Annotated in this window: 19 protein-coding genes and 7 tRNA genes; 11 read left to right on the top strand and 15 right to left on the bottom strand. The window is 72.7% G+C overall.

The window, feature by feature from the left end; all coding sequences use genetic code 11:
* Positions 1 to 35: 35 nt before the first annotated feature.
* Positions 36 to 761, top strand: coding sequence for a potassium channel family protein (locus N5875_RS31675; protein WP_338497613.1), 726 nt, complete (start codon positions 36 to 38; stop codon positions 759 to 761).
* 13 nt (positions 762 to 774) lie between these two features.
* On the opposite strand, the gene thrS is transcribed toward N5875_RS31675, so the two are convergent.
* From thrS to N5875_RS31660, 3 genes are all read right to left on the bottom strand, one after another.
* Positions 775 to 2,751, bottom strand: a complete 1,977-nt coding sequence (gene thrS, locus N5875_RS31670) for a threonine--tRNA ligase (protein WP_338497611.1) — start codon at positions 2,749 to 2,751, stop codon at positions 775 to 777.
* A 139-nt stretch (positions 2,752 to 2,890) separates the two neighbouring features.
* Positions 2,891 to 4,210 carry a hypothetical protein gene (locus N5875_RS31665; RefSeq protein ID WP_338497609.1) on the bottom strand — a complete coding sequence of 440 codons (1,320 nt, stop codon included), beginning with the start codon at positions 4,208 to 4,210 and terminating at the stop codon, positions 2,891 to 2,893.
* Positions 4,210 to 4,776 carry a DUF4365 domain-containing protein gene (locus tag N5875_RS31660; RefSeq protein WP_318206810.1) on the bottom strand — a complete coding sequence of 189 codons (567 nt, stop codon included), beginning with the start codon at positions 4,774 to 4,776 and terminating at the stop codon, positions 4,210 to 4,212. Before N5875_RS31660 ends, N5875_RS31665 begins: the two co-directional genes overlap by 1 nt.
* Positions 4,777 to 4,897: 121 nt before the next feature.
* On the opposite strand from N5875_RS31660, the gene N5875_RS31655 reads away from it, so the two are divergent.
* The gene (locus tag N5875_RS31655) at positions 4,898 to 5,626 is read left to right on the top strand and encodes a 3'-5' exonuclease (protein ID WP_338497607.1); all 729 of its coding nucleotides are present in this window, start codon (positions 4,898 to 4,900) and stop codon (positions 5,624 to 5,626) included.
* Positions 5,627 to 5,732: 106 nt separating this feature from the next.
* Here the strand turns inward: N5875_RS31655 and N5875_RS31650 are convergent.
* Positions 5,733 to 5,804: transfer RNA gene (locus N5875_RS31650), tRNA-Val, on the bottom strand.
* A 74-nt stretch (positions 5,805 to 5,878) separates the two neighbouring features.
* Entirely contained in the window at positions 5,879 to 6,340 is a 462-nt protein-coding gene (locus N5875_RS31645) for an SRPBCC family protein (RefSeq protein ID WP_338497605.1), read from the bottom strand.
* A 92-nt stretch (positions 6,341 to 6,432) separates the two neighbouring features.
* Between N5875_RS31645 and N5875_RS31640 the strand changes: the two genes are divergently transcribed.
* Positions 6,433 to 9,168, top strand: coding sequence for a hypothetical protein (locus tag N5875_RS31640; protein ID WP_338497604.1), 2,736 nt, complete (start codon positions 6,433 to 6,435; stop codon positions 9,166 to 9,168).
* Positions 9,169 to 9,252: 84 nt separating this feature from the next.
* Here N5875_RS31640 and N5875_RS31635 read toward each other — a convergent pair.
* A tRNA-Val gene (locus tag N5875_RS31635) sits at positions 9,253 to 9,327 on the bottom strand.
* Positions 9,328 to 9,381: 54 nt separating this feature from the next.
* Positions 9,382 to 9,804 carry a TIGR02611 family protein gene (locus N5875_RS31630; RefSeq protein WP_318206814.1) on the bottom strand — a complete coding sequence of 141 codons (423 nt, stop codon included), beginning with the start codon at positions 9,802 to 9,804 and terminating at the stop codon, positions 9,382 to 9,384.
* Positions 9,805 to 9,994: 190 nt separating this feature from the next.
* On the opposite strand from N5875_RS31630, the gene N5875_RS31625 reads away from it, so the two are divergent.
* Together N5875_RS31625 and N5875_RS31620 are read left to right on the top strand one after the other, a co-directional pair.
* The gene (locus N5875_RS31625) at positions 9,995 to 10,408 is read left to right on the top strand and encodes an SsgA family sporulation/cell division regulator (RefSeq protein WP_015032345.1); all 414 of its coding nucleotides are present in this window, start codon (positions 9,995 to 9,997) and stop codon (positions 10,406 to 10,408) included.
* 191 nt (positions 10,409 to 10,599) lie between these two features.
* The gene (locus N5875_RS31620; RefSeq protein ID WP_318206815.1) at positions 10,600 to 11,157 is read left to right on the top strand and encodes a CGNR zinc finger domain-containing protein; all 558 of its coding nucleotides are present in this window, start codon (positions 10,600 to 10,602) and stop codon (positions 11,155 to 11,157) included.
* 28 nt (positions 11,158 to 11,185) lie between these two features.
* Here N5875_RS31620 and N5875_RS31615 read toward each other — a convergent pair whose 3' ends face one another.
* A complete protein-coding gene (locus N5875_RS31615; RefSeq protein ID WP_167346850.1) occupies positions 11,186 to 11,350 on the bottom strand; it encodes a hypothetical protein in 165 nt (54 codons plus the stop codon).
* Between the two features lie 121 nt (positions 11,351 to 11,471).
* A complete protein-coding gene (locus tag N5875_RS31610) occupies positions 11,472 to 11,885 on the bottom strand; it encodes a hypothetical protein (RefSeq protein WP_318206816.1) in 414 nt (137 codons plus the stop codon).
* Between the two features lie 173 nt (positions 11,886 to 12,058).
* On the opposite strand from N5875_RS31610, the gene N5875_RS31605 reads away from it, so the two are divergent.
* Entirely contained in the window at positions 12,059 to 12,574 is a 516-nt protein-coding gene (locus N5875_RS31605; protein ID WP_318206817.1) for a DsbA family protein, read from the top strand.
* 115 nt (positions 12,575 to 12,689) lie between these two features.
* On the opposite strand, the gene N5875_RS31600 is transcribed toward N5875_RS31605, so the two are convergent.
* The 3 genes from N5875_RS31600 to N5875_RS31590 are packed head-to-tail and all read right to left on the bottom strand — an operon-like array spanning position 12,690 to position 15,480.
* Positions 12,690 to 13,529 carry a GNAT family N-acetyltransferase gene (locus N5875_RS31600; protein ID WP_338497589.1) on the bottom strand — a complete coding sequence of 280 codons (840 nt, stop codon included), beginning with the start codon at positions 13,527 to 13,529 and terminating at the stop codon, positions 12,690 to 12,692.
* A 56-nt stretch (positions 13,530 to 13,585) separates the two neighbouring features.
* A complete protein-coding gene (locus tag N5875_RS31595) occupies positions 13,586 to 14,416 on the bottom strand; it encodes an aminodeoxychorismate lyase (RefSeq protein ID WP_318206819.1) in 831 nt (276 codons plus the stop codon).
* On the bottom strand, positions 14,413 to 15,480 hold the full coding sequence (locus N5875_RS31590; protein ID WP_318206820.1) for a chorismate-binding protein: 1,068 nt from the start codon (positions 15,478 to 15,480) through the stop codon (positions 14,413 to 14,415). Before N5875_RS31590 ends, N5875_RS31595 begins: the two co-directional genes overlap by 4 nt.
* A 232-nt stretch (positions 15,481 to 15,712) precedes the next feature.
* Between N5875_RS31590 and N5875_RS31585 the strand changes: the two genes are divergently transcribed.
* From N5875_RS31585 to N5875_RS31565, 5 genes are all read left to right on the top strand, one after another.
* Positions 15,713 to 15,785, top strand: a tRNA-Gly gene (locus tag N5875_RS31585).
* A gap of 39 nt (positions 15,786 to 15,824) precedes the next feature.
* Positions 15,825 to 15,898 (top strand) — tRNA-Cys (locus N5875_RS31580).
* Position 15,899: 1 nt separating this feature from the next.
* Positions 15,900 to 15,971: transfer RNA gene (locus tag N5875_RS31575), tRNA-Val, on the top strand.
* 39 nt (positions 15,972 to 16,010) lie between these two features.
* A tRNA-Val gene (locus N5875_RS31570) sits at positions 16,011 to 16,082 on the top strand.
* 41 nt (positions 16,083 to 16,123) lie between these two features.
* Positions 16,124 to 16,198, top strand: a tRNA-Val gene (locus tag N5875_RS31565).
* A gap of 92 nt (positions 16,199 to 16,290) precedes the next feature.
* On the opposite strand, the gene N5875_RS31560 is transcribed toward N5875_RS31565, so the two are convergent.
* The 3 genes from N5875_RS31560 to N5875_RS31550 all read right to left on the bottom strand — a co-directional run bounded on the left by N5875_RS31560 (position 16,291) and on the right by N5875_RS31550 (position 17,930).
* Positions 16,291 to 16,581 (bottom strand): zf-TFIIB domain-containing protein, encoded by a 291-nt coding sequence (locus tag N5875_RS31560; RefSeq protein ID WP_318206821.1) that lies wholly within the window; start codon positions 16,579 to 16,581, stop codon positions 16,291 to 16,293.
* Between the two features lie 46 nt (positions 16,582 to 16,627).
* The gene (locus N5875_RS31555) at positions 16,628 to 17,614 is read right to left on the bottom strand and encodes an aminoglycoside phosphotransferase family protein (RefSeq protein ID WP_338497585.1); all 987 of its coding nucleotides are present in this window, start codon (positions 17,612 to 17,614) and stop codon (positions 16,628 to 16,630) included.
* A gap of 148 nt (positions 17,615 to 17,762) precedes the next feature.
* Positions 17,763 to 17,930: a hypothetical protein gene (locus N5875_RS31550; protein ID WP_187622673.1), complete on the bottom strand. Its 168-nt coding sequence runs from the start codon at positions 17,928 to 17,930 to the stop codon at positions 17,763 to 17,765.
* Positions 17,931 to 18,150: the final 220 nt, after the last annotated feature.

Raw genomic sequence — 18,150 nt, 5'->3', positions numbered from 1 at the left:
GGGCGGAAGATCCATGCAGCGGCCATGCTGATCCGATGGCTGATGCGATGCGCGACAGGTCACCGGAACCACCCCGGCAGGAGCGCTGGGACCGCCGCATGGAGACCCCGCTCGCCGTGGCGTCCGTCGTCTTCCTGGCGGGCTACGCGCTCCGTGTCCTCGGCCACAGTTCCCTCCCCCAGGCCTGGCTCGACCTCTGTCTCGCGGTCACCCTCGCCTCCTGGGCGGTCTTCGTCGTGGACTACGCGGTACGGCTCCGGCTCAGCGGCCTCGGTCCCCTCCGTTTCCTGCGCACCCATCTCCTCGACACGGTGGTCGTGATCCTGCCGCTGCTGCGACCGGTGCGGATGGTCAACATCTACAACCAGATCCAGCGCCGCCACGACAAGCCGCAGCTCGGCATCTACGCGCGCGTGATGGTCTACTCGGGCCTCACGGTGTCGCTGCTGGGCTTCGCGGGCGCGCTCACGGTCTACCGCTTCGAGAGGGACGCCCCCGGCGCCTCGATCCTCACCTTCGGGGACGCCGTCTGGTGGGCCTGCGCGACGCTCGCGACGGTGGGCTACGGGGACGTGGCGCCGGTGACCCCGATCGGCCGGGTGACGGCGGCGGGCCTGATGGCCTGCGGTCTCGCGCTGCTCGGAGCGGTGACGGGTTCGTTCTCGTCCTGGCTGATCCAGGCGTTCACCCGCGAGGACGAGAAGGGCGAAGGGACGGGGGACGGGAAGAGGCCCCCGGGGGACTCCCCGGGGGCCTCCTGAACGGATCGGGTCATCAGACCTGGACGCGGTCCTCGACGATCTTGGCGATCTTGGCGATGGCCTCGTCGACCGGGATGCCGTTCTCCTGCGAACCGTCGCGGTAGCGGAAGGAGACGGCGCCGGCGGCCATGTCCTCGTCACCCGCGATGATCATGAACGGGACCTTCTGCTTCTGCGCGTTGCGGATCTTCTTCTGCATCCGGTCCGAGGACGAGTCGACGTCCACCCGCAGACCCTGCTTCTTCGCCTGGGCGGCGAACGCGTGCAGGTAGTCGACGTGCGCGTCGCCGATCGGGATGCCGGTGGCCTGGACGGGCGCCAGCCACGGCGGCATCGCGCCCGCGTAGTGCTCCAGGAGCACGGCGAAGAAGCGCTCGATCGAGCCGAACAGTGCGCGGTGGATCATGACCGGACGCTGCTTGGTGCCGTCCGGGGAGGTGTACTCCAGGTCGAAGCGCTCCGGCAGGTTGAAGTCCAGCTGCACGGTCGACATCTGCCAGGTCCGGCCGATGGCGTCGCGCGCCTGCACCGAGATCTTCGGGCCGTAGAACGCGGCGCCGCCCGGGTCGGGGGTCAGCGGGAGGCCCTGCTTCTCGGCGACCTGCTGGAGGACCGCGGTGGCCTCCTCCCAGATCTCGTCCGAGCCGACGAACTTCTCCGGGTCCTTGGTGGACAGCTCCAGGTAGAAGTCGGTCAGACCGTAGTCGCGCAGCAGGTTCAGGACGAAGGTGAGGGTCTTGTCGAGCTCCTCCGCCATCTGCTCCTTGGTGCAGTAGATGTGCGCGTCGTCCTGGGTGAAGCCGCGGGCCCGGGTCAGGCCGTGCACGACGCCCGACTTCTCGTACCGGTACACGGTGCCGAACTCGAAGAGGCGCAGCGGCAGTTCACGGTACGAACGGCCGCGCGCGTCGAAGATCAGGTTGTGCATCGGGCAGTTCATGGGCTTGAGGTAGTAGTCCACGCCCTCGTCGAGCTGCATGGGGGGGTACATGCCCTCGGCGTACCAGTCGAGGTGGCCCGACTTCTCGAACAGCTTGCCCTTGGTGGCGTGCGGCGAGTAGACGAACTCGTAGCCCTCCTCCTCGTGGCGCTTGCGCGAGTAGTCCTCCATGACCCGGCGGATGATGCCGCCCTTGGGGTGGAAGACCGCGAGGCCGGAGCCGATCTCGTCCGGGATGGAGAAGAGGTCGAGCTCGTTGCCCAGCTTGCGGTGGTCGCGCTTCTCGGCCTCGGCGAGGAAGTCGAGGTGGGCCTTCAGCTCGTCCTTCGACGGCCAGGCGGTGCCGTAGATGCGCTGGAGCATCGGGTTCTTCTCGCTGCCGCGCCAGTAGGCGGCGGCGTTGCGCATCAGCTTGAACGCCGGGATGTTCCGGGTGGTGGGCAGGTGCGGACCGCGGCAGAGGTCCTTCCAGCACAGGTCGCCGGTCTTGGCGTCGATGTTGTCGTAGATGGTCAGCTCGCCGCCGCCCACCTCGACGTTCGCGCCGTCGTCGGTCGAGGCGGAGCCCTTGATGCCGATGAGCTCCAGCTTGTACGGCTCGCCGGCCAGCTCCGCGCGGGCGTCCTCATCGGTCACCACACGACGGGCGAAACGCTGGCCGCGCTTCTGGATCTCCTGCATCTTCTTCTCGATGACCTTGAGGTCCTCGGGAGTGAAGGGCTTCTCGACGTCGAAGTCGTAGTAGAAGCCGTCCCGGACCGGCGGGCCGATGCCCAGCTTGGCCTCGGGGAAGAGCTCCTGCACGGCCTGGGCCATGACGTGCGCGGTCGAGTGGCGCAGGATGTCGAGACCGTCCGGGGAGGAGATCTCGACGCCCTCGACGACGTCGCCGTCGGCGAGCTCGTACGACAGGTCCTTCAGCTCGCCGGCCACACGGGCGGCGATGATGGTGCGGTCGTCGGCGAACAGGGCGCCGGCGGTGGTGCCCGCGCTCACCGCCCTCTCCTCTGCTTCCGAGGTGGACTGGACGGTCACACGGACTTCAGACACGGGTACTCCGTACATAAGGGCGCAAGCAGACACGAGGTGCCGGCGCCGGCGGTGCGCGACAGAGACGAGGTGCCGCGCATCGCCGATAGTACCGAGGAGGCCGTCCCACCCGCGAAACGGTTTCCCCCAGGCCCCACGCCTACCCCTCGTCCGGCCCGCACGCCTCCTCGAAGAAGTCGAGGTTCTCCTGGAGGGCCTTCATCAATCGGTCCCGTTCCGTCTCGTCGACCTGGACGGGGACGACCCCGGACGCGTCCGTGAGGCGGCGGAAGCCGCCGCGGCTCTCCAGCCGGCCCACCACCCGGATCGGGAGCCCGACGAGATGGGCGTGCCCGGCGGTCCGGTACGCCTCCTCGTCCAGGCTGACCCGGACGTGCGGCACCTCCGCTCCGCCGAGCACCCGGAGCCGTACGGTCCCCTCGCCGCGCGGCCCGGAGCGGCGCATACGGACGACGGCGCCGGTCAGCCGGACCGGTACGGAGGGCTCGTCGGTCAGGTACCGCGCGCTCGCCTCGCGCAGCGCGGGCAGGTCGCCGGGCGAGAACTCGACCGGTTCGGGCCGGGCCGCGCACCCCTCGGGCGCCCCGGCGGACGGGGCCCACTCCAGGGCGATCCTGGCTCCTTCGGTGCCCCGCACCAGCGCCACGAGCGCTTCGGTGAGTTCACGGCTGACGCCTGCTTCGACGGCCGCGTCGAAGGCCTCCATGCCACCCGTGGCCCGCTGGTAGTCGGTGGCCTCGCGGGCCGCGTGGAGGGCGTGGTAGAGCCGGACGGCGATGGGGCGGCCCGGTGCGACGGGCAGGAACGCGGTGAGCCCGCGCCCGCCGGGCGCCGCGCCGACGACGACGGTCTCCAGGGAGGCCTGGGCGGGGCGCCGGTGGCGGGCCCCGTAGTAGCCGGCCCTGCCCCGTACGGCGAGGGCGCCGGCGAGGAGGAGCTGACGGGCGGCGGACCTGAGCTGTTCCTGCACGGTCCAGGGGACCGTGCCCGCCGGGCCCGGGGGCACGTCGCGCCACCAGCGGATCTCGTCGCTGGGCACGGCGAGGCCGGTGAGGACCTCGCGGGCGGAGGGCGTGGCGCTGTGGGCGAGGGCGGCGAGCGCCTCGCCGAGCAGGTCCTCGCAGTCCGGGAAGGCACGGCTCTCCGGCACGAGCAGGCTGGTGCCGGTGCCGCTGCCGGGCGGGGTCCAGCGGCTGTAGCGGCCGGCCGCCCCGCCGCGCCGCCGCCATCCGTGGCGGGCGAGCAGGGCGCCCAGGACGCGCGGGTCGACCCTGCCCGGGTCGGGTGTGCCCTGGCTGTCGGCCCAGGGGCCGGTGGGCGGGGCCGGGACCCCGGTCCAGGGCCCGGGGACGTCCCCGGGCGCCGGATGGGGCCGGTAGGGCGGAGGAACGGAGACGGGGCCGTGTCCGGCCCCGCTCCCCTCGTCCCCGAACCTCGGTTCGTCGATCGGTCGGTGCATCAAGGTCTCCCTCCCACGCCGACCCGGGTCATGATCTCGCAGAGCGCCCGGTCGTCGAAGATCCGTGCCGTCGGTACGCGCACGGTGGTCCGGCGCCGTCCCGTGACCGGGTGTCCGGCCAGGTTGATCCAGTAGCAGCAGTGCCGCAGGTCGAGCCGGTCGTGGCTCGCTCTCAGCCAGTCCTCCTGTGACCTCGGGACGAGCATCACGACGAGGATCTTGTGCACGGACACCGGGGTCCTGGCGAGCTTCACCAGGTGGTCGTTGTCGAGGGTGAACGAGAAGGTCTTCCCGGCCGGGCGCGGCGGTATCTGGTAGGTGCACTTCAGCTGCACCTTGATGGTCACCTCGTCGTCGACCGTGTGGCCGGGCGAGCCGTGGCTCACGTGCCAGTCGATGCCGTTGTCCGGAAAGGGCTGGGACAGCGAGCAGCCGGCCGCGGCGGCGACGGCGTGCAGGTATCCCACCTGGAGGGTCTCCATGCAGGCGGTGGTGGCGAGTGAGCCGCGCGTCGGTGCCAGCCGCTGGGGCGGCAGCCCTCCCGACTCGGGCTGGGCGAGCGCCATGTCGTTTTCCTTCCCCGTCCCTTGTGTTGTGACCGGTCCGCGTACGGCGCAAACAGTCCGGGTATCACCGTTTCGGGGCAGGGGGTTGGCCATCTGCCGCACGTGTGCAGGGAGTTCAGGGATGACGATGCACTGGTACGAAGGGCCCCTGGCCGCTTTCGACACGGAGACCACGGGAGTTGACGTCGAGGGCGACCGGATCGTGTCCGCCGCCCTCGTCGTACAGGACACGGTGGGGGCGCGTCCGCGGGTGACGCGGTGGCTGGTCAATCCGGGCATACCGGTGCCCGAGGGGGCCACCGCCGTGCACGGGCTGACGGACGATCACCTCCAGCGGAACGGCCGGTGGCCGGCTCCGGTGATGGAGGAGCTGGCGCGCGCGCTGGCGGAGCAGAGTGCGGCGGGGCGTCCGCTGGTGGTGATGAACGCGCCGTTCGATCTGACGATCCTCGACCGCGAGCTGCGCAGGCACCGGGCGTCCACGCTCGGCGACTATCTGGGGGGCACCCCGCTGTGCGTCCTCGACCCGCGGGTCCTGGACAAGCATCTGGACCGCTACCGGAAGGGCCGCCGGACGCTCACAGACCTGTGCGCGCACTACGAGGTGGAGCTGGCGGGGGCGCACGACGCGGCGGCGGACGCGACGGCTGCGCTCGATGTCGTACGGGCGGTGGCGCGGCGTTTCTCGTCGCGGCTGGAGCGGTTGACGCCGGCGGAGCTGCACACGCTGCAGGCGGTGTGGCACGCGGCGCAGGCGCGGGGCCTCCAGGCGTGGTTCACCCGGCAGGGGACGCCGGAGACCGTGGACCCGTCGTGGCCGCTGCGGCCGGAACTCGGCACCGCGGCCTGAACCGGGAACGGCGGCCTGAACCGGGCCCGACGGTCCCGAACCGGGCCCGGCGGCCCGGCACATGACAGAGGCCGGTCCGTCTTTCGACGGACCGGCCTCTACCCGGTGGGCGATACTGGGATCGAACCAGTGACCCCTTCGGTGTGAACGAAGTGCTCTCCCGCTGAGCTAATCGCCCGGGAACGGGTTGAACCATACAGGCCTTCGCGCCTCAGGTTCAAACCGTCCCGCCCGTCGCCCGACCACCACCCCTCATCGACGCTCTTCGAGCGGCCCCTTCAGACGGGCGACGATCCCCCGGCGCCCGCCTCGCATCATCAGGGCGTGGTTGGCGCGGAAAACGGGCCGGCCGGGGACGGCGAGGGCGCGCAGCAGACGGGCCCGGACCTCGACCTCCTGCTCGTACAGGGCGTGGGTGCCGGCGCCTTCCGGGGTGAGGGTCCAGCGGGCCCAGCCCTCCAGGTCGCCGCCGAGTTCGACCTCCAGGACCCCGGCCTCGGGGTCGCTGCGCAGGGCGCGGGCGGTGACGACGATGTCGTACGGGAGCCAGGAGCGGAAGCGGGCGGTGCCGGTGTTGTCGTCGACGGGGACGACCTCGCGGACCTGGGGCCACCAGCGGGGGTACTCCTCGGCCCGCTCCAGGACGGCGTAGACGGCGTCGGGTGGCGCGGCGAGCCGCCAGACGCTGCGGAAGCGGTACCGGCACCAGTCCATGCCCCCAGTGTGGACGTACTCAGACGGCGGGAGCCGGAAGATGAGTATCCGGACGCCTTTCCGCCCGGTGCGGCCGGAGCCACACTCCGGGCATGGACAACTCCCTGCCGCCCGCCGAGGAGCTCGCGCTCGTCGACCGTGAGCTGGCCCGACTCGACGCCCGCCGGTCCCAGTTGCTGGCCCGGCGCGCGTGGCTGATCCAGGTGCTGTACGCGCCGGCCGCACCGACCGCACCCGGCCCGCGCCCGCCGGTGGCGGACTCGACACCGCGGAGCGCGCAGAACGTGCTGCTGACGCTCGGCGGCACGCTGCTGACGATCGCGGCGATCGCGTTCACCCTGGTGAGCTGGGGCTCGATGGGGATCGGCGGCCGTGCGGTCGTCCTGTGTGCGGTCACCTCCGCCGCTCTGGCGGCGCCGGTGGCGCTGCTGCGCCGGGGCCTGGTGTCGACGGCCGAGTCGGTGGCCGCGCTGGGTCTGGTCCTGATGGTGCTCGACGCGTACGCGCTGCACCGGGTGGCACTGCCGGGGACGGACGGCCTCGGGTACACGGCGGTGGCCGCCGCGGTCCTCGCGGGCGCGTGGACGGCGTACGGCTCGGCCCTGTCCCGGCTGCGGATCCCGCTGCCGGCCGCCGTGGCCGTCGGGCAGCTGCCGCTGCCGCTCGGCGTACTCGCGGCCGGGGGCGGGCCGACGGCCTTCGCGTGGGCGGCGCTGCTCACGGCCGCGGCCGACGGTGCGGTGGTGCTGTGGACCCGGCCGACGGCGGTCCGGATCACGGCGACCACCGGCGCGACAGCACTGGGCGGCTGGGCGCTCCTGACGGGCGGCTGGCTCTCGCTCACCTCCCCGTGGAGCGGGGCGGCGCTGCTCCTGGTGGGCGCGACGGTGACGCTGTACGCGGCCTGGCGCACGCCGATGCTCGCGGTGGCGGCCTCGGCGCTGGCGGGCCTGGCGGCGATCACAGCCGTGGGTGGCCTGCTGCGCTCGGCGGTCCCGACGGACTGGACGGTCCCGGCGTACGTGCTGTGCGGCCTGGCCCTGGCGTCGCTGTGGCGTCTGGGAGCCGCGGCGACCACCGGCCCGGCGGCTACGGCGACGGCCGGGAGCGGAAGGACGGGATCCGGGCAACCGGCGTCCGAGGCCGGTGTCCCGGCTCCGGACGCGGGCCTCGCGGCGGACTCGACCGGACTGCCGAACGGCGTCCGGCTCGGGCTGGCCGGCGCGGGTGCCGGAGTCGCGGCGCTCGGGATCGCCTGGGCGCTGCCGCCGGTGGCGGCCGGACTCCTCGGGCCCATGGCCCGGACGACCGAGGTCTGGTCCGGCGAGCACGCCGACCGCGTCCTGGCCTCGTTCCCGGGGACGGCCGTCCTGGTCCTGGCGGTGGCCGCCGCCGTCCTCGCGGCCCTCCCCCGGCTGTGGGCCCGCTGCGGCGCCCTGGCCCTGCTCTGGGCGCTCCTGACCGCGCTCCCGGTCTCCCTCGGCCTGCCGTACGCGGCGACGCTCACCCTCCAGCTCCTGACGAGCGCGGCGGCGCTGGCGTACGCCGTCCGCCCGGGGCCGCTCCTGCGCGGCCTGCGCCGATCCGAGGCGGGGCAGCCGGCAGCGGCCGGAGGCCCCGGCGCACCGGGGGCGCAGGGACCGGGCATCCCGACCGCGTCCGTCCCGACCGTCTCCGGCACGGCCGCCTCCGGCACGGCCGCCTCCGGCACGGCCGCACAGCCGGCCGGCGCGACGGCGGGCACCACGCAGACCGGCCCCACCGCCCCCATGGCCTCCTCCGCCCCCTTCGCGGCGCCCGCGCCCGGTGCCCCTTGGCCTGCCTGGGCCGCTCCTCGGCCCCGTCCCCAGGCTCCCGCCGCGGAGCCCGGTGCCGTCCTCGGGTGGATCGCGTACGCCGGCGGGCTCGCGTCCGCCGTGAGCGCGCTGGCGCTCGCCCTGGACGTGCGGGCGGCCACGTTCACGGTGCTCGGGGTGCTGCTCGCGCTCCTCGGGGGCGTGGCCGTGTTCGGGACCGGCGCGCGCCGGATGATCGCCGCCTGTGGCGCGGTGCTCACCGCGACCGGGCTGGTGGTCGCGGTGGCCGCCGCCGGCGGCTTCGCGGACCACTGGACGGCGCTCGCCCTGCTGGTCGTGCCGGCGGCGACGGCCGCCGTCGGCGCCAAGGCCCGCCCGGTGGCCCTGCCGGTCGAGATCACCGGTGCGGTCGTGGCGCTCCCGGCGTTCGGGCTCGCGGCGTCCCGGCCCGCGTTCCTCGCGCTCGCCCTGGCCATCGGCGGGGTGATCGCGGCGGCGACGGCCGCGCGCCCCGAGCGGCGGCGGTTCGCCTCGTGGACGGCGGCGGTGCTGTTCCTGCTGGCCACCTGGGTGCGGCTCGCGGTGTGGGAGGTGGCGACCCCGGAGGCGTACACCCTGCCGGTGACCGTGCCGGCCCTCGTCGTCGGGTTCCTGCGGCGGCGCCGGGACCCGGAGGCCTCGTCCTGGACGGCGTACGGCCCCGGTCTCGCCGTGACGCTGCTGCCGAGCCTCCTCGCGGCCTGGACGGACCCTGAGTGGCCGCGCCCGCTGGCCCTGGGGGTCGCGGCGCTGACCGTGACCCTGCTCGGCGCGCGGTTCCGGCTCCAGGCGCTCCTGGTCCTCGGCGGCTCGGTGCTCGCCCTGGACGGGCTGCACGAGCTGGCGCCGTACGTGGTGCAGGCGGTGGGCGCGCTGCCGCGCTGGCTGCCGCCGGCCCTCGCCGGGCTCCTGCTGCTCGCGGTGGGCGCCACGTACGAGCAGCGCCTGCGGGACGCCCGTCGGCTCCGGGACCGGGTCGCGCGGATGCGGTGAACCGGTCGCGCGGACGCGCGGAGCGGACGGGGGCGGTACGCCGAAGGCCCGAGACGCTGTTCCGTCTCGGGCCTTCGGACCGGGTGGTGGGCGATACTGGGTTCGAACCAGTGACCCCTTCGGTGTGAACGAAGTGCTCTCCCACTGAGCTAATCGCCCCGGTGCACCGCAAACATTACCGCATGTCAGCGGGGCTCCCGCACCATCCGAGGGTCACTCGGTGATCTTCCACGGCATGACGAAGCCGAACTTCCACAGATAGACGCCGAGCAGGGCGGCGATGATCACCAGGCCGACGGTGGTGAGGATGATGTTCCTTCGGCGGACCTTGGGGTCGAGGGCACGCTGCGCGGCCTCCGTGACCTTGCGCTTGGTCCAGCGGAGGACCAGCTGCGCCCAGACGAACTCGGTCGCCCAGATCGCCATGCCGCCGAAGATGACCAGCCAGCCGGGCCCCGGGAGCGGCAGCATGACCACTCCGGCGCCGACCACGGCGAGTCCCACGATGAAGACACCGACCTGCCAGCTCAGATGCAGGCCTCGTCGGGACTTGATGAACTCCGGTGCGCGGGATCCCAGTTCGGCTTCCTGGCCGTCTGCGGACTCCCCGGTGCGCTCGTCACTCTCCGCATTCATGGTCCCCAACTTACCGGAAGCGACGCCCTCACCGGTATGGCGGTATTACCGCAGGTCACACGCCCCCGAACGAGCTACCTGAACGATCACAAAACCGACAGAGGGGTTTACAACGGCACCGGAGGTGGCATGTCGATTTCGCCGACGTGCGAATCCCCGAGCGCACACTGAGCGAAAGGCCCTGGCGCTTATGAACACCACGGTCAGCTGCGAGCTGCACCTGCGCCTCGTTGTGTCGAGCGAGTCCTCACTGCCTGTACCCGCGGGCCTGCGGTATGACACGGCCGATCCGTATGCCGTGCACGCCACCTTCCACACCGGAGCCGAGGAGACGGTCGAGTGGGTCTTCGCCCGCGACCTTCTCGCCGAGGGGCTGCACCGGCCCACCGGCACGGGCGACGTCCGTGTCTGGCCGTCCCGTAGTCACGGTCAGGGAGTCGTCTGCATCGCGTTGAGCTCCCCCGAGGGAGAAGCCCTGCTCGAGGCCCCGGCGAGGGCCCTGGAGTCGTTCCTGAAGCGGACCGACGCCGCCGTGCCACCGGGCACCGAGCACCGGCACTTCGATCTCGATACGGAGCTCTCCCACATCCTGGCCGACAGCTGAGCCAGGCCGAGAGCCGCACGGCGCCGTCCGACTCGGGGCGACGGCGCCGCGCGGGCAGCCACATAGGCACGACAACGGCGCTCCCCGCCGCGCAGCCGGCGCGGTGGAGGGCGCCGTTGTCCTTTTCCCGGTCGCGCTAAAGTCAGCGCCATTCCGCGGGCGCCCGCCCGCGGCCGGCCAGGGAGCGAATCGTGCTGATCCCCCACGACACCCGGATCGCCCTCGACACCGTCGTCGATCTGATGAACACCGCGCCGCAGGGCGACCGGGCCGACGAGCTCGCGGACATCCAGGGGCTGCGGACCTTCGTACACGCGCACAAGATCAGCGATGTGGGCGACCTCGGTCCTGCCGATCTGCGGGCCGTGCGCGCGGTGCGCGAGAAGTTCGCGGCGGTCTTCTCGGCCCCCGAGTCCCGGATCGCGGCCCCCCTGATCAACCAGCTGGTGGCGGGTGCGGGGACCACGCCCCAGCTCACCGACCACGACGGCTACGACTGGCACGTGCACTACTTCGCACCGGGCGCCTCGGTGGCCGACCACCTCGCGGCCGACTGCGGCATGGCGCTGGCGTTCATCGTGGTGGCGGGCGAGCAGGAGCGGCTGCGGCGCTGCGAGGCACCGGACTGCGGCCGGGCCTTCGTCGACCTCTCCCGCAACCGCTCGCGCCGCTACTGCGACAGCCGCACATGTGGAAACCGACTGCACGTGGCCGCGTACCGGGCGCGCCGCAAGGAGGCCGCCGGCTGAGGCGGTGGCGCCCCCGCGCCCGGGGGCGTCACAGGACGAAGAGATCGTGCACGGCGGCCATGAGCAGCAGACAGCCGATCACCCCGAGAAAGATCATCAGCGGGGGCTGGGAGAGCGCGAACAGACAGCCGCGCGGCTCTTCGGCAGGGGCATCGGGGGCGGCGGGGACGGTCTCCCGCGAGGTATCCAGCATCTCGGGTGGATGATCGCGCACGCGGGACCCGGGAAATCCGCAACACGCCCCACCGCCAAGGGTGTTCACCCCTTCCCGTGGATCGCCGGACGATCACGGGAACGGGAATCGCCAGAAGCGGTCAGATTCCGTGCTTCTTCAGAATCGCCTCGATGTCGCTGAAGTCGTCTCCGGCCGGCTTGCCGGTCTGCGGCTTCGCCGTCACGGCTCGCGAGGGCGAGGACGCCGCCGGGGCCACGGCACCCGGCTCCGCCGTGTCGGTGACCTTCTTGCGGCCGCCCCGGCGCCGCTCCACGGACCGGGTGGACATGAACAGCAGCCAGGCGGCGCCCAGGACACCGAAGCCGGCCCAGGCGACCGGGCTGAACGCCGTGTCGGCGATCCATTCGACGGCGCCGGTCATCACCAGACCGATCGGCACCAGGGAGTAGGCCGCGATCCGGGCGGCGGCCAGGAATCGCTTCCGGTACGCCGTGATCGCGGCGATGCCCAGGCCCGCCGCGGACACCGCGGAGCAAATGGTCTCGGCGAGCATGCGGTCCTCCAGGTCCCGGGTGATACGTCCCTTCCATCCTGCACCGGTGAGGGCCTCCGCGGCCATGTCCCGGGCCCGGTCTCAGGGAGATCTCCGGGTCACCCCCACCGGGATCTCCTCCCCAGGTCCCGGTGGGGAGACACCCGCTCCTCCCGGTGAGGGAGACTGCTGTCATGAGTGACTCCACCACCGCGCCCGCCTCCCGCGTCGTCCTCGAGGCGTGGTTCGACCTCCAGTGCCCCGACTGCTTCCAGGCCCTCGACGACGTCCGCGCGCTCCGCGAGAAGTACGGCGACCGGCTCGACGTACAGCTGCGGCACTTCCCGCTCCCTAAGCACAAGCACGCGTACGCCGCCGCTCAGGCCGCCGAGGAGGCCTTCGAGCAGGGCAAGGGCTGGCCGTACGCGGAGGCGCTGCTCGCCAGGACCGCGGAGCTGGCTGAGCGGGGCGAGCCGGTGCTCATGGAGGTCGCCACCGAACTCGGCCTGGACGCCGAGGAGTTCGACACGGCGCTGATCGACGGCCGACACCTCCTGACGGTCGACGCGGACGAGGCCGAGGGCAAGGCGATCAAGGTCACCGGCACGCCGACCTATGTCGTCGACGGCGAGCGGCTGGACGGCGGCCAGAGCCAGGACGGCCTGCGCGAGCGCATCGAGGAGATCACCGACCGTCTCCTGAACGGCTGACAGGCCGAAGGCCGAAGAGACAGGCTCCACGGGCCGAAGACGGGGTCCACGGGGGGGAAGAACGAGGTCCACGGGCCGGACCCCGCAGGTCCGACCGTACCCTCCCGCCCCTCCCCTACCGCAGCTCCTTCGCGCTGTTGATGTGGGTCGTGCGGTAGTCCAGCGACTCGTAGAGCCGGATCGCCGGGGTGTTGCCCGCGAAGACGTGCAGTCCGAGCAGGGTCTCCCCGGCCTCCCGCGCGACCCGCTCGGCGAGCAGCATGAGCGCCCGGCCGTAACCGTGGCCGCGCTGCGCCTCGTCGACCTCGATGTTGAACACGAAGGCCGCCCACCGCCCCGGCTCCAGCTCCATCCGGCCGGTCCACAGGAACCCGGCGGGCCGGCCGTCCCGGACGACCACGTGGATCGCGACCCCGGGGGTGGCGAGCCCCTCCGGGAGGAACCTCGCGTGGCTGCTCTCGGCCTTGGCGCGGGCCTGCTCCTCGGGGACACCACGGTCGATCCAGCTCCGCGCGAAGCCCTCCTTGGCCCCTGCCTCCCACGTCACGAACTCGGCCTCGGTCATCGGCCGCACCTCGATACCCTCCGGCAGGGCGGGCGGCTCGGCGGGCAGTTCCTTGACCATGTTCCGGCTGCGCTCGGTGTAGCCGAGCGCAGCGGCCATCCGCAGCGCCGGTCCGGCGTCGGCGGGCACCGATATCTGCACCCCGACGCAGCCCCAGCCCCGCAGCACCTCCTCCGAGGCCAGCGCCGCGACCGTGCCACGGCCCCGCCCCCGGTCCGGCTCGCGGACCTCGAGGCGGCTGATCACGCCGGTGGCGGCCCCGAAGCCGGCGTCGGTGGAGAGGTGCACGGAACCGACGCGGCGACTGTTCACGCACACGTCGTAGGTGCGGGATCGGCCGCCGTCGGGCGTCTGCTGAAGCGGCTCGGCCGGCCGCAGGGTGGTGGTCATCAGTCGTGTTCTACCCACCCGCGGGCCCGTGCGTCATCCGTTTTTGCGCGACGCGGCTACGCGAGGTGCGGATCCCGGTCCCGCGCGGCGTGCTCGTCGAAGATCCGCATGGCCTTGGCGGTGACCGGGCCGGGCGCCGGCGACAGCTCGCGTCCGTCGACGCGGTGCACGGCCTGGACGTCGCGGAGCGTCGAGGTCAGGAAGATCTCGTCGGCGCTCTCCAGGACGTCCAGCGGCAGATCGGTCTCCTGCGCACCGGTCCACTCGACGGCGAGGGCGCGGGTGATCCCCGCGAGGCAGCCGGAGGAGACGGGCGGGGTGAGGATCCGGCCGTCGACCACGACGAAGACGTTGGAGCCGGTGCCCTCGCAGAGCTGCCCGACCGTGTTGGCGAAGAGCGCCTCGGACGCCCCCTGCTCGCGCGCCCGGGCGAGGGCGACCACGTTCTCGGCGTACGAGGTGGTCTTGAGCCCGGTGAGGGCGCCGCGCTCGTTACGGGTCCAGGGCACGGTGATCACCGCGGTGGAGTCGGCGCGACGGCCGGTCTCCCCCAGGCCGACGACCAGGCTGGCCCCCGCGTCACCGCGCTCCGAGCCGAGCGGCGAGAGACCGCCGGTGTACGTGATGCGGAGCCGGCCGAGCTCCATCGGGTTCGCGTCGAGGACGGCGGCACAGGCGCGGCGGACCTCGTCGAGGTCCGGGTCGGGCAGGCCGAGGCCGCGGGCGGAGCGGGTGAGGCGCTCCAGGTGCAGGGTGAGGGCGAAGGTCTCGCCGCGTACCGCCTTGACCGTCTCGAAGATGCCGTCGCCGACGGTCAGTCCGTGGTCCAGTACGGAGACCAGGGCGGCCTCCGCGTCGTGCAGCCCGCCGTTGACCCAGATTTTCATCGAGAAGTGGCCTTTCCGCTCGCCTCAAGGGCGCCTGACTCGTAGGCGCCCGACGCTATCGCGACCAGCCGGGACGCCTTCAGCTCGGTCTCCTCCCACTCGCGCTCCGGGTCGGAGCCCCAGGTGATCCCGGCGCCGGTGCCGAAGCGGAGCACGCCCTCGGGACGGTCGATCCAGAAGGTCCTTATGCCGACGGCCAGCTCCGACGTGCCCGCGTCGGCGTCGACCCAGCCGATGCCTCCGCAGTACGGACCGCGGGGGGCGGTCTCCAGGGCCTCGATGATCCGCAGCGCGCTGGACTTGGGCGCGCCGGTCACGGAGCCGGGCGGGAAGGTGGCGTCGAGCAGCTCGGGCCAGCCGTCGTCCTCGCGCAGCAGGCCGGTGACCGTCGAGACGAGGTGGACGAGGCCGGGATGCTCCTCGATCGCGCAGAGGGCGGGAACGGCGACGGAGCCGGTCTCGCTGACGCGTCCCAGGTCGTTGCGGACCAGGTCGACGATCATCACGTTCTCCGCGTGGTCCTTGGGGAGGAGGTCGGCGGCGGTGCGGCCGGTCCCCTTGATGGGACCGGAGGAGATCAGGGCCCCTTCCCTGCGGAGGTAGAGCTCGGGGGAGGCGGTGGCGATCTCCACGCCGTGCGCGGGCAGGCGGATGGTTCCGGCGTACGGGGCGGGGTTGCCCCGGGCGAGGAGCGCGGTGAGGGCGTCGACGTCGGCGGCGGCCGGGTCCGGCAGCGGCGCGGTCAGCACCCGGCAGAGGTTCGCCTGGTAGACCTCGCCGCGCGCGATGTGCTCGCGTACGCGCCGGACGCCCGCGATGTACGCGGCGCGGTCGAGGGAGGACGTCCAGTCACCGGCGGCGGGGCCGCGCCAGCCGCCCGGGACGGGCGCGGGGACGGGATCGGGCCGCACGTCACCGAAGCGGGCGCAGGTCAGCCGTCCCTCGAAGTCCGCACAGACGGCCCAGAAGCCGGCGGAGTCCAGGGCTTCGGGGTCGTGCGTGACGTCCCGGAGGTCGGTCGCGAGGAGGCCGCCGAAGCGGGCCAGCGGAGCAAGGTCGTACACGCATCGAGTCTAGGTCCGCCGAAGGAGGGACACCGGGGCGCGGGCGGTGGGGGCTCCCCGCCACCTCGGGGACACGGCGAGTGAACGTGGCGCGAACCCTCCGGGACGCCCGGCGGGGCACCCGGATCGGCGCGCAGGTCAGCACGCTGCGGAAACGCGTTTTTGTGCTGGCCCAGGAATCCGCTAGAGTTCAACACGTCGCCGGGACGCGCAAGCGAAACGGAAACGACAAGCGGACGTGGCTCAGTTGGTAGAGCATCACCTTGCCAAGGTGAGGGTCGCGAGTTCGAATCTCGTCGTCCGCTCGATGTGGGGGATCTTCCCGAACCCCTGTATTCACTCCTGGTGGAGTGGCCGAGAGGCGAGGCAACGGCCTGCAAAGCCGTCTACACGGGTTCAAATCCCGTCTCCACCTCCAAGCGCGATTAGCTCAGCGGGAGAGCGCTTCCCTGACACGGAAGAGGTCACTGGTTCAATCCCAGTATCGCGCACGCAGAACAACCGAAGATCCGGTCCGTACGGACCGTCCCGCGCGATTAGCTCAGCGGGAGAGCGCTTCCCTGACACGGAAGAGGTCACTGGTTCAATCCCAGTATCGCGCACGCAGTACGCAGTACCTTCGGGTACGCCGTGTGCACCACCCGCGCGATTAGCTCAGCGGGAGAGCGCTTCCCTGACACGGAAGAGGTCACTGGTTCAATCCCAGTATCGCGCACCATCGAAGAAGCCCCCGGCCGCATCTCGCGGCCGGGGGCTTCTTCATGCCCGGAGAGGCTCGTCGTGCACCGGGAGGCCCGGTGCACGCCCCGGTCAGGAGGAGAAGAGCATCCGGCCGAAACCGCGCTGACGGTAGTGACCGCCGCCGTGGTGACCGCCGTGCTGCGGGGCGCCCCAGGCGGGGGCGGCGGGCTGCGCGGCCGGGTAGGCCTGCGGGGCCGGCGGGGCGGGCGGAGCCTGCTGGACCCACTGGGACTCCAGGCGGGTCAGGGACTCCAGCTCGCCGTAGTCCAGGAATATCCCGCGGCAGCCGCTGCACTGCTCGATCTGGACGCCGTTGCGGTTGTACGTGTGCATGGCCGCATGGCACTTGGGACACTGCATGGTCGGCTCAACTCCCTGACTTCGCCGTTCGAATGGTGGCTTCACCCTATGTGGACGCCACAGCGGCCGAGTCGGTTCGATGCCCCGCGATACGGGCGCAGGTGTCGATCATCACGTCCTCGACCTCGTCGAGCGGCCGGCCCTCGGCCGTCGACTTGGCGACGGCGAGCGCCGCCGTCTGGACTGTCAGGGCGCGGGCGGGCACGTCGAGTTGGACCCACGGATCCGTGCCCACGGCCGGGCCGCCCGCCTCCTGGTACGCGCCGAGGAAGCGGGACCAGATCTCCGGGGGCAGGATGCCGGCCGCGAACCAGGCCGCGGGGCGGGCCAGATCCCACGCGGGGTCGCCGAGACCGGCGTCGTCCATGTCGATGAGCCGCCAGGGGGCGTGGGGCGGGGGCGGCGCGGCGGGGGACTCCACGGGGCCCGTGTCGCGGACCAGTTGGCCCAGGTGGAAGTCGCCGTGGCAGAGGAGGCGGGGGGCGTCCGGTGCGACGCGGCCGGGGATCGACCGCCAGGCGGCCAGGACCGTCGCCACAGCAGGGTGGTCCGGTGCCGTCCGGCGCATCCGGTCCACGGCGAGGGCCGCTTTGACCGGGGCCCTCATCTCAGGGAGTCGGACGGCCGACTCCGCGGGGGGCGGGGTGCGGTGGAGCAGGGCGAGGAGTGTCGCCGCCTCCTCCCACGGGGCGGCGTCGGGGTCCGCCGGGTCGACGGGCGAGCCGTACGGCCACACGCTGACCGGCCGGCCGTCGAGTTCGCCGGGCGTGGGCGCCGGGAGGGGCGGGAGGAAGACGTCACGGAGGTCCGGGTGGGCGGCGAGCGCGATCCGCGCGCGGTGCGCCTCGGGGTCGGTGCCGGGGGCGTGTGCCTTCGCGACCAGTCGCCCGTGGCGTACGACCGTCCCGTCGTCCCGGTCAGCCAGCACCCCGACGAGACCGCTCGCGCAGCGACAAGGCGCGCCGGGGCGGTGGGCTGCGGCGTGCGCGTAGGCGGTGAGGCCGTCGATGAGGGGCCGGTCGGGGAAGTCCACGGGGCGAGCGTACGGGGCGGGAACGCGCGAAGGCCGGTCAGCTCCCCAGCTGACCGGCCTCACGCTGCCGTCCGCCGCACCCCCGTCCCCACGGGGTTGATGGCCGGATGTCCCGACCCGGGCCGCTCTCCCGGGTCCGGGGCGCTGCTCAGCGCCCCAGCATCACGCCCACGGACGACGCCTGTGTGACCACTGCGTCCCAGCCGCCGAAGACGACCACGAGCAGGGCCGCGAGAGGGAGGACCATGGCGGTGGCCACCAGCGGGTGACGCCGGCTCGAAGGCTGGGTGCTCGTCCGCGATGCCGTGAAAGCCATGGTTCCTCTCCTGTCGTGTCTGGCGCGGCGGGTGCTTGACCTCGGGGGACGAGTGCTGCACCCGCCGCTTGACATCAACATTAGGGAGCCGGGAGCGCCCGGACGTCATGCCCGCGTACCGACTTGCGGGCCTCCCGGAGGATGACGCCCGGCCGTACGGCGTACTCCCCTGGGTGGAGACGGGGGCGCGGAACCCGGGGTCTTCCCTGAGGGGTTCCGG

Source organism: Streptomyces sp. SJL17-4, from assembly GCF_036826855.1.
GTDB lineage: Bacteria > Actinomycetota > Actinomycetes > Streptomycetales > Streptomycetaceae > Streptomyces.
This window is presented reverse-complemented; position numbering and strand designations above follow the sequence as displayed.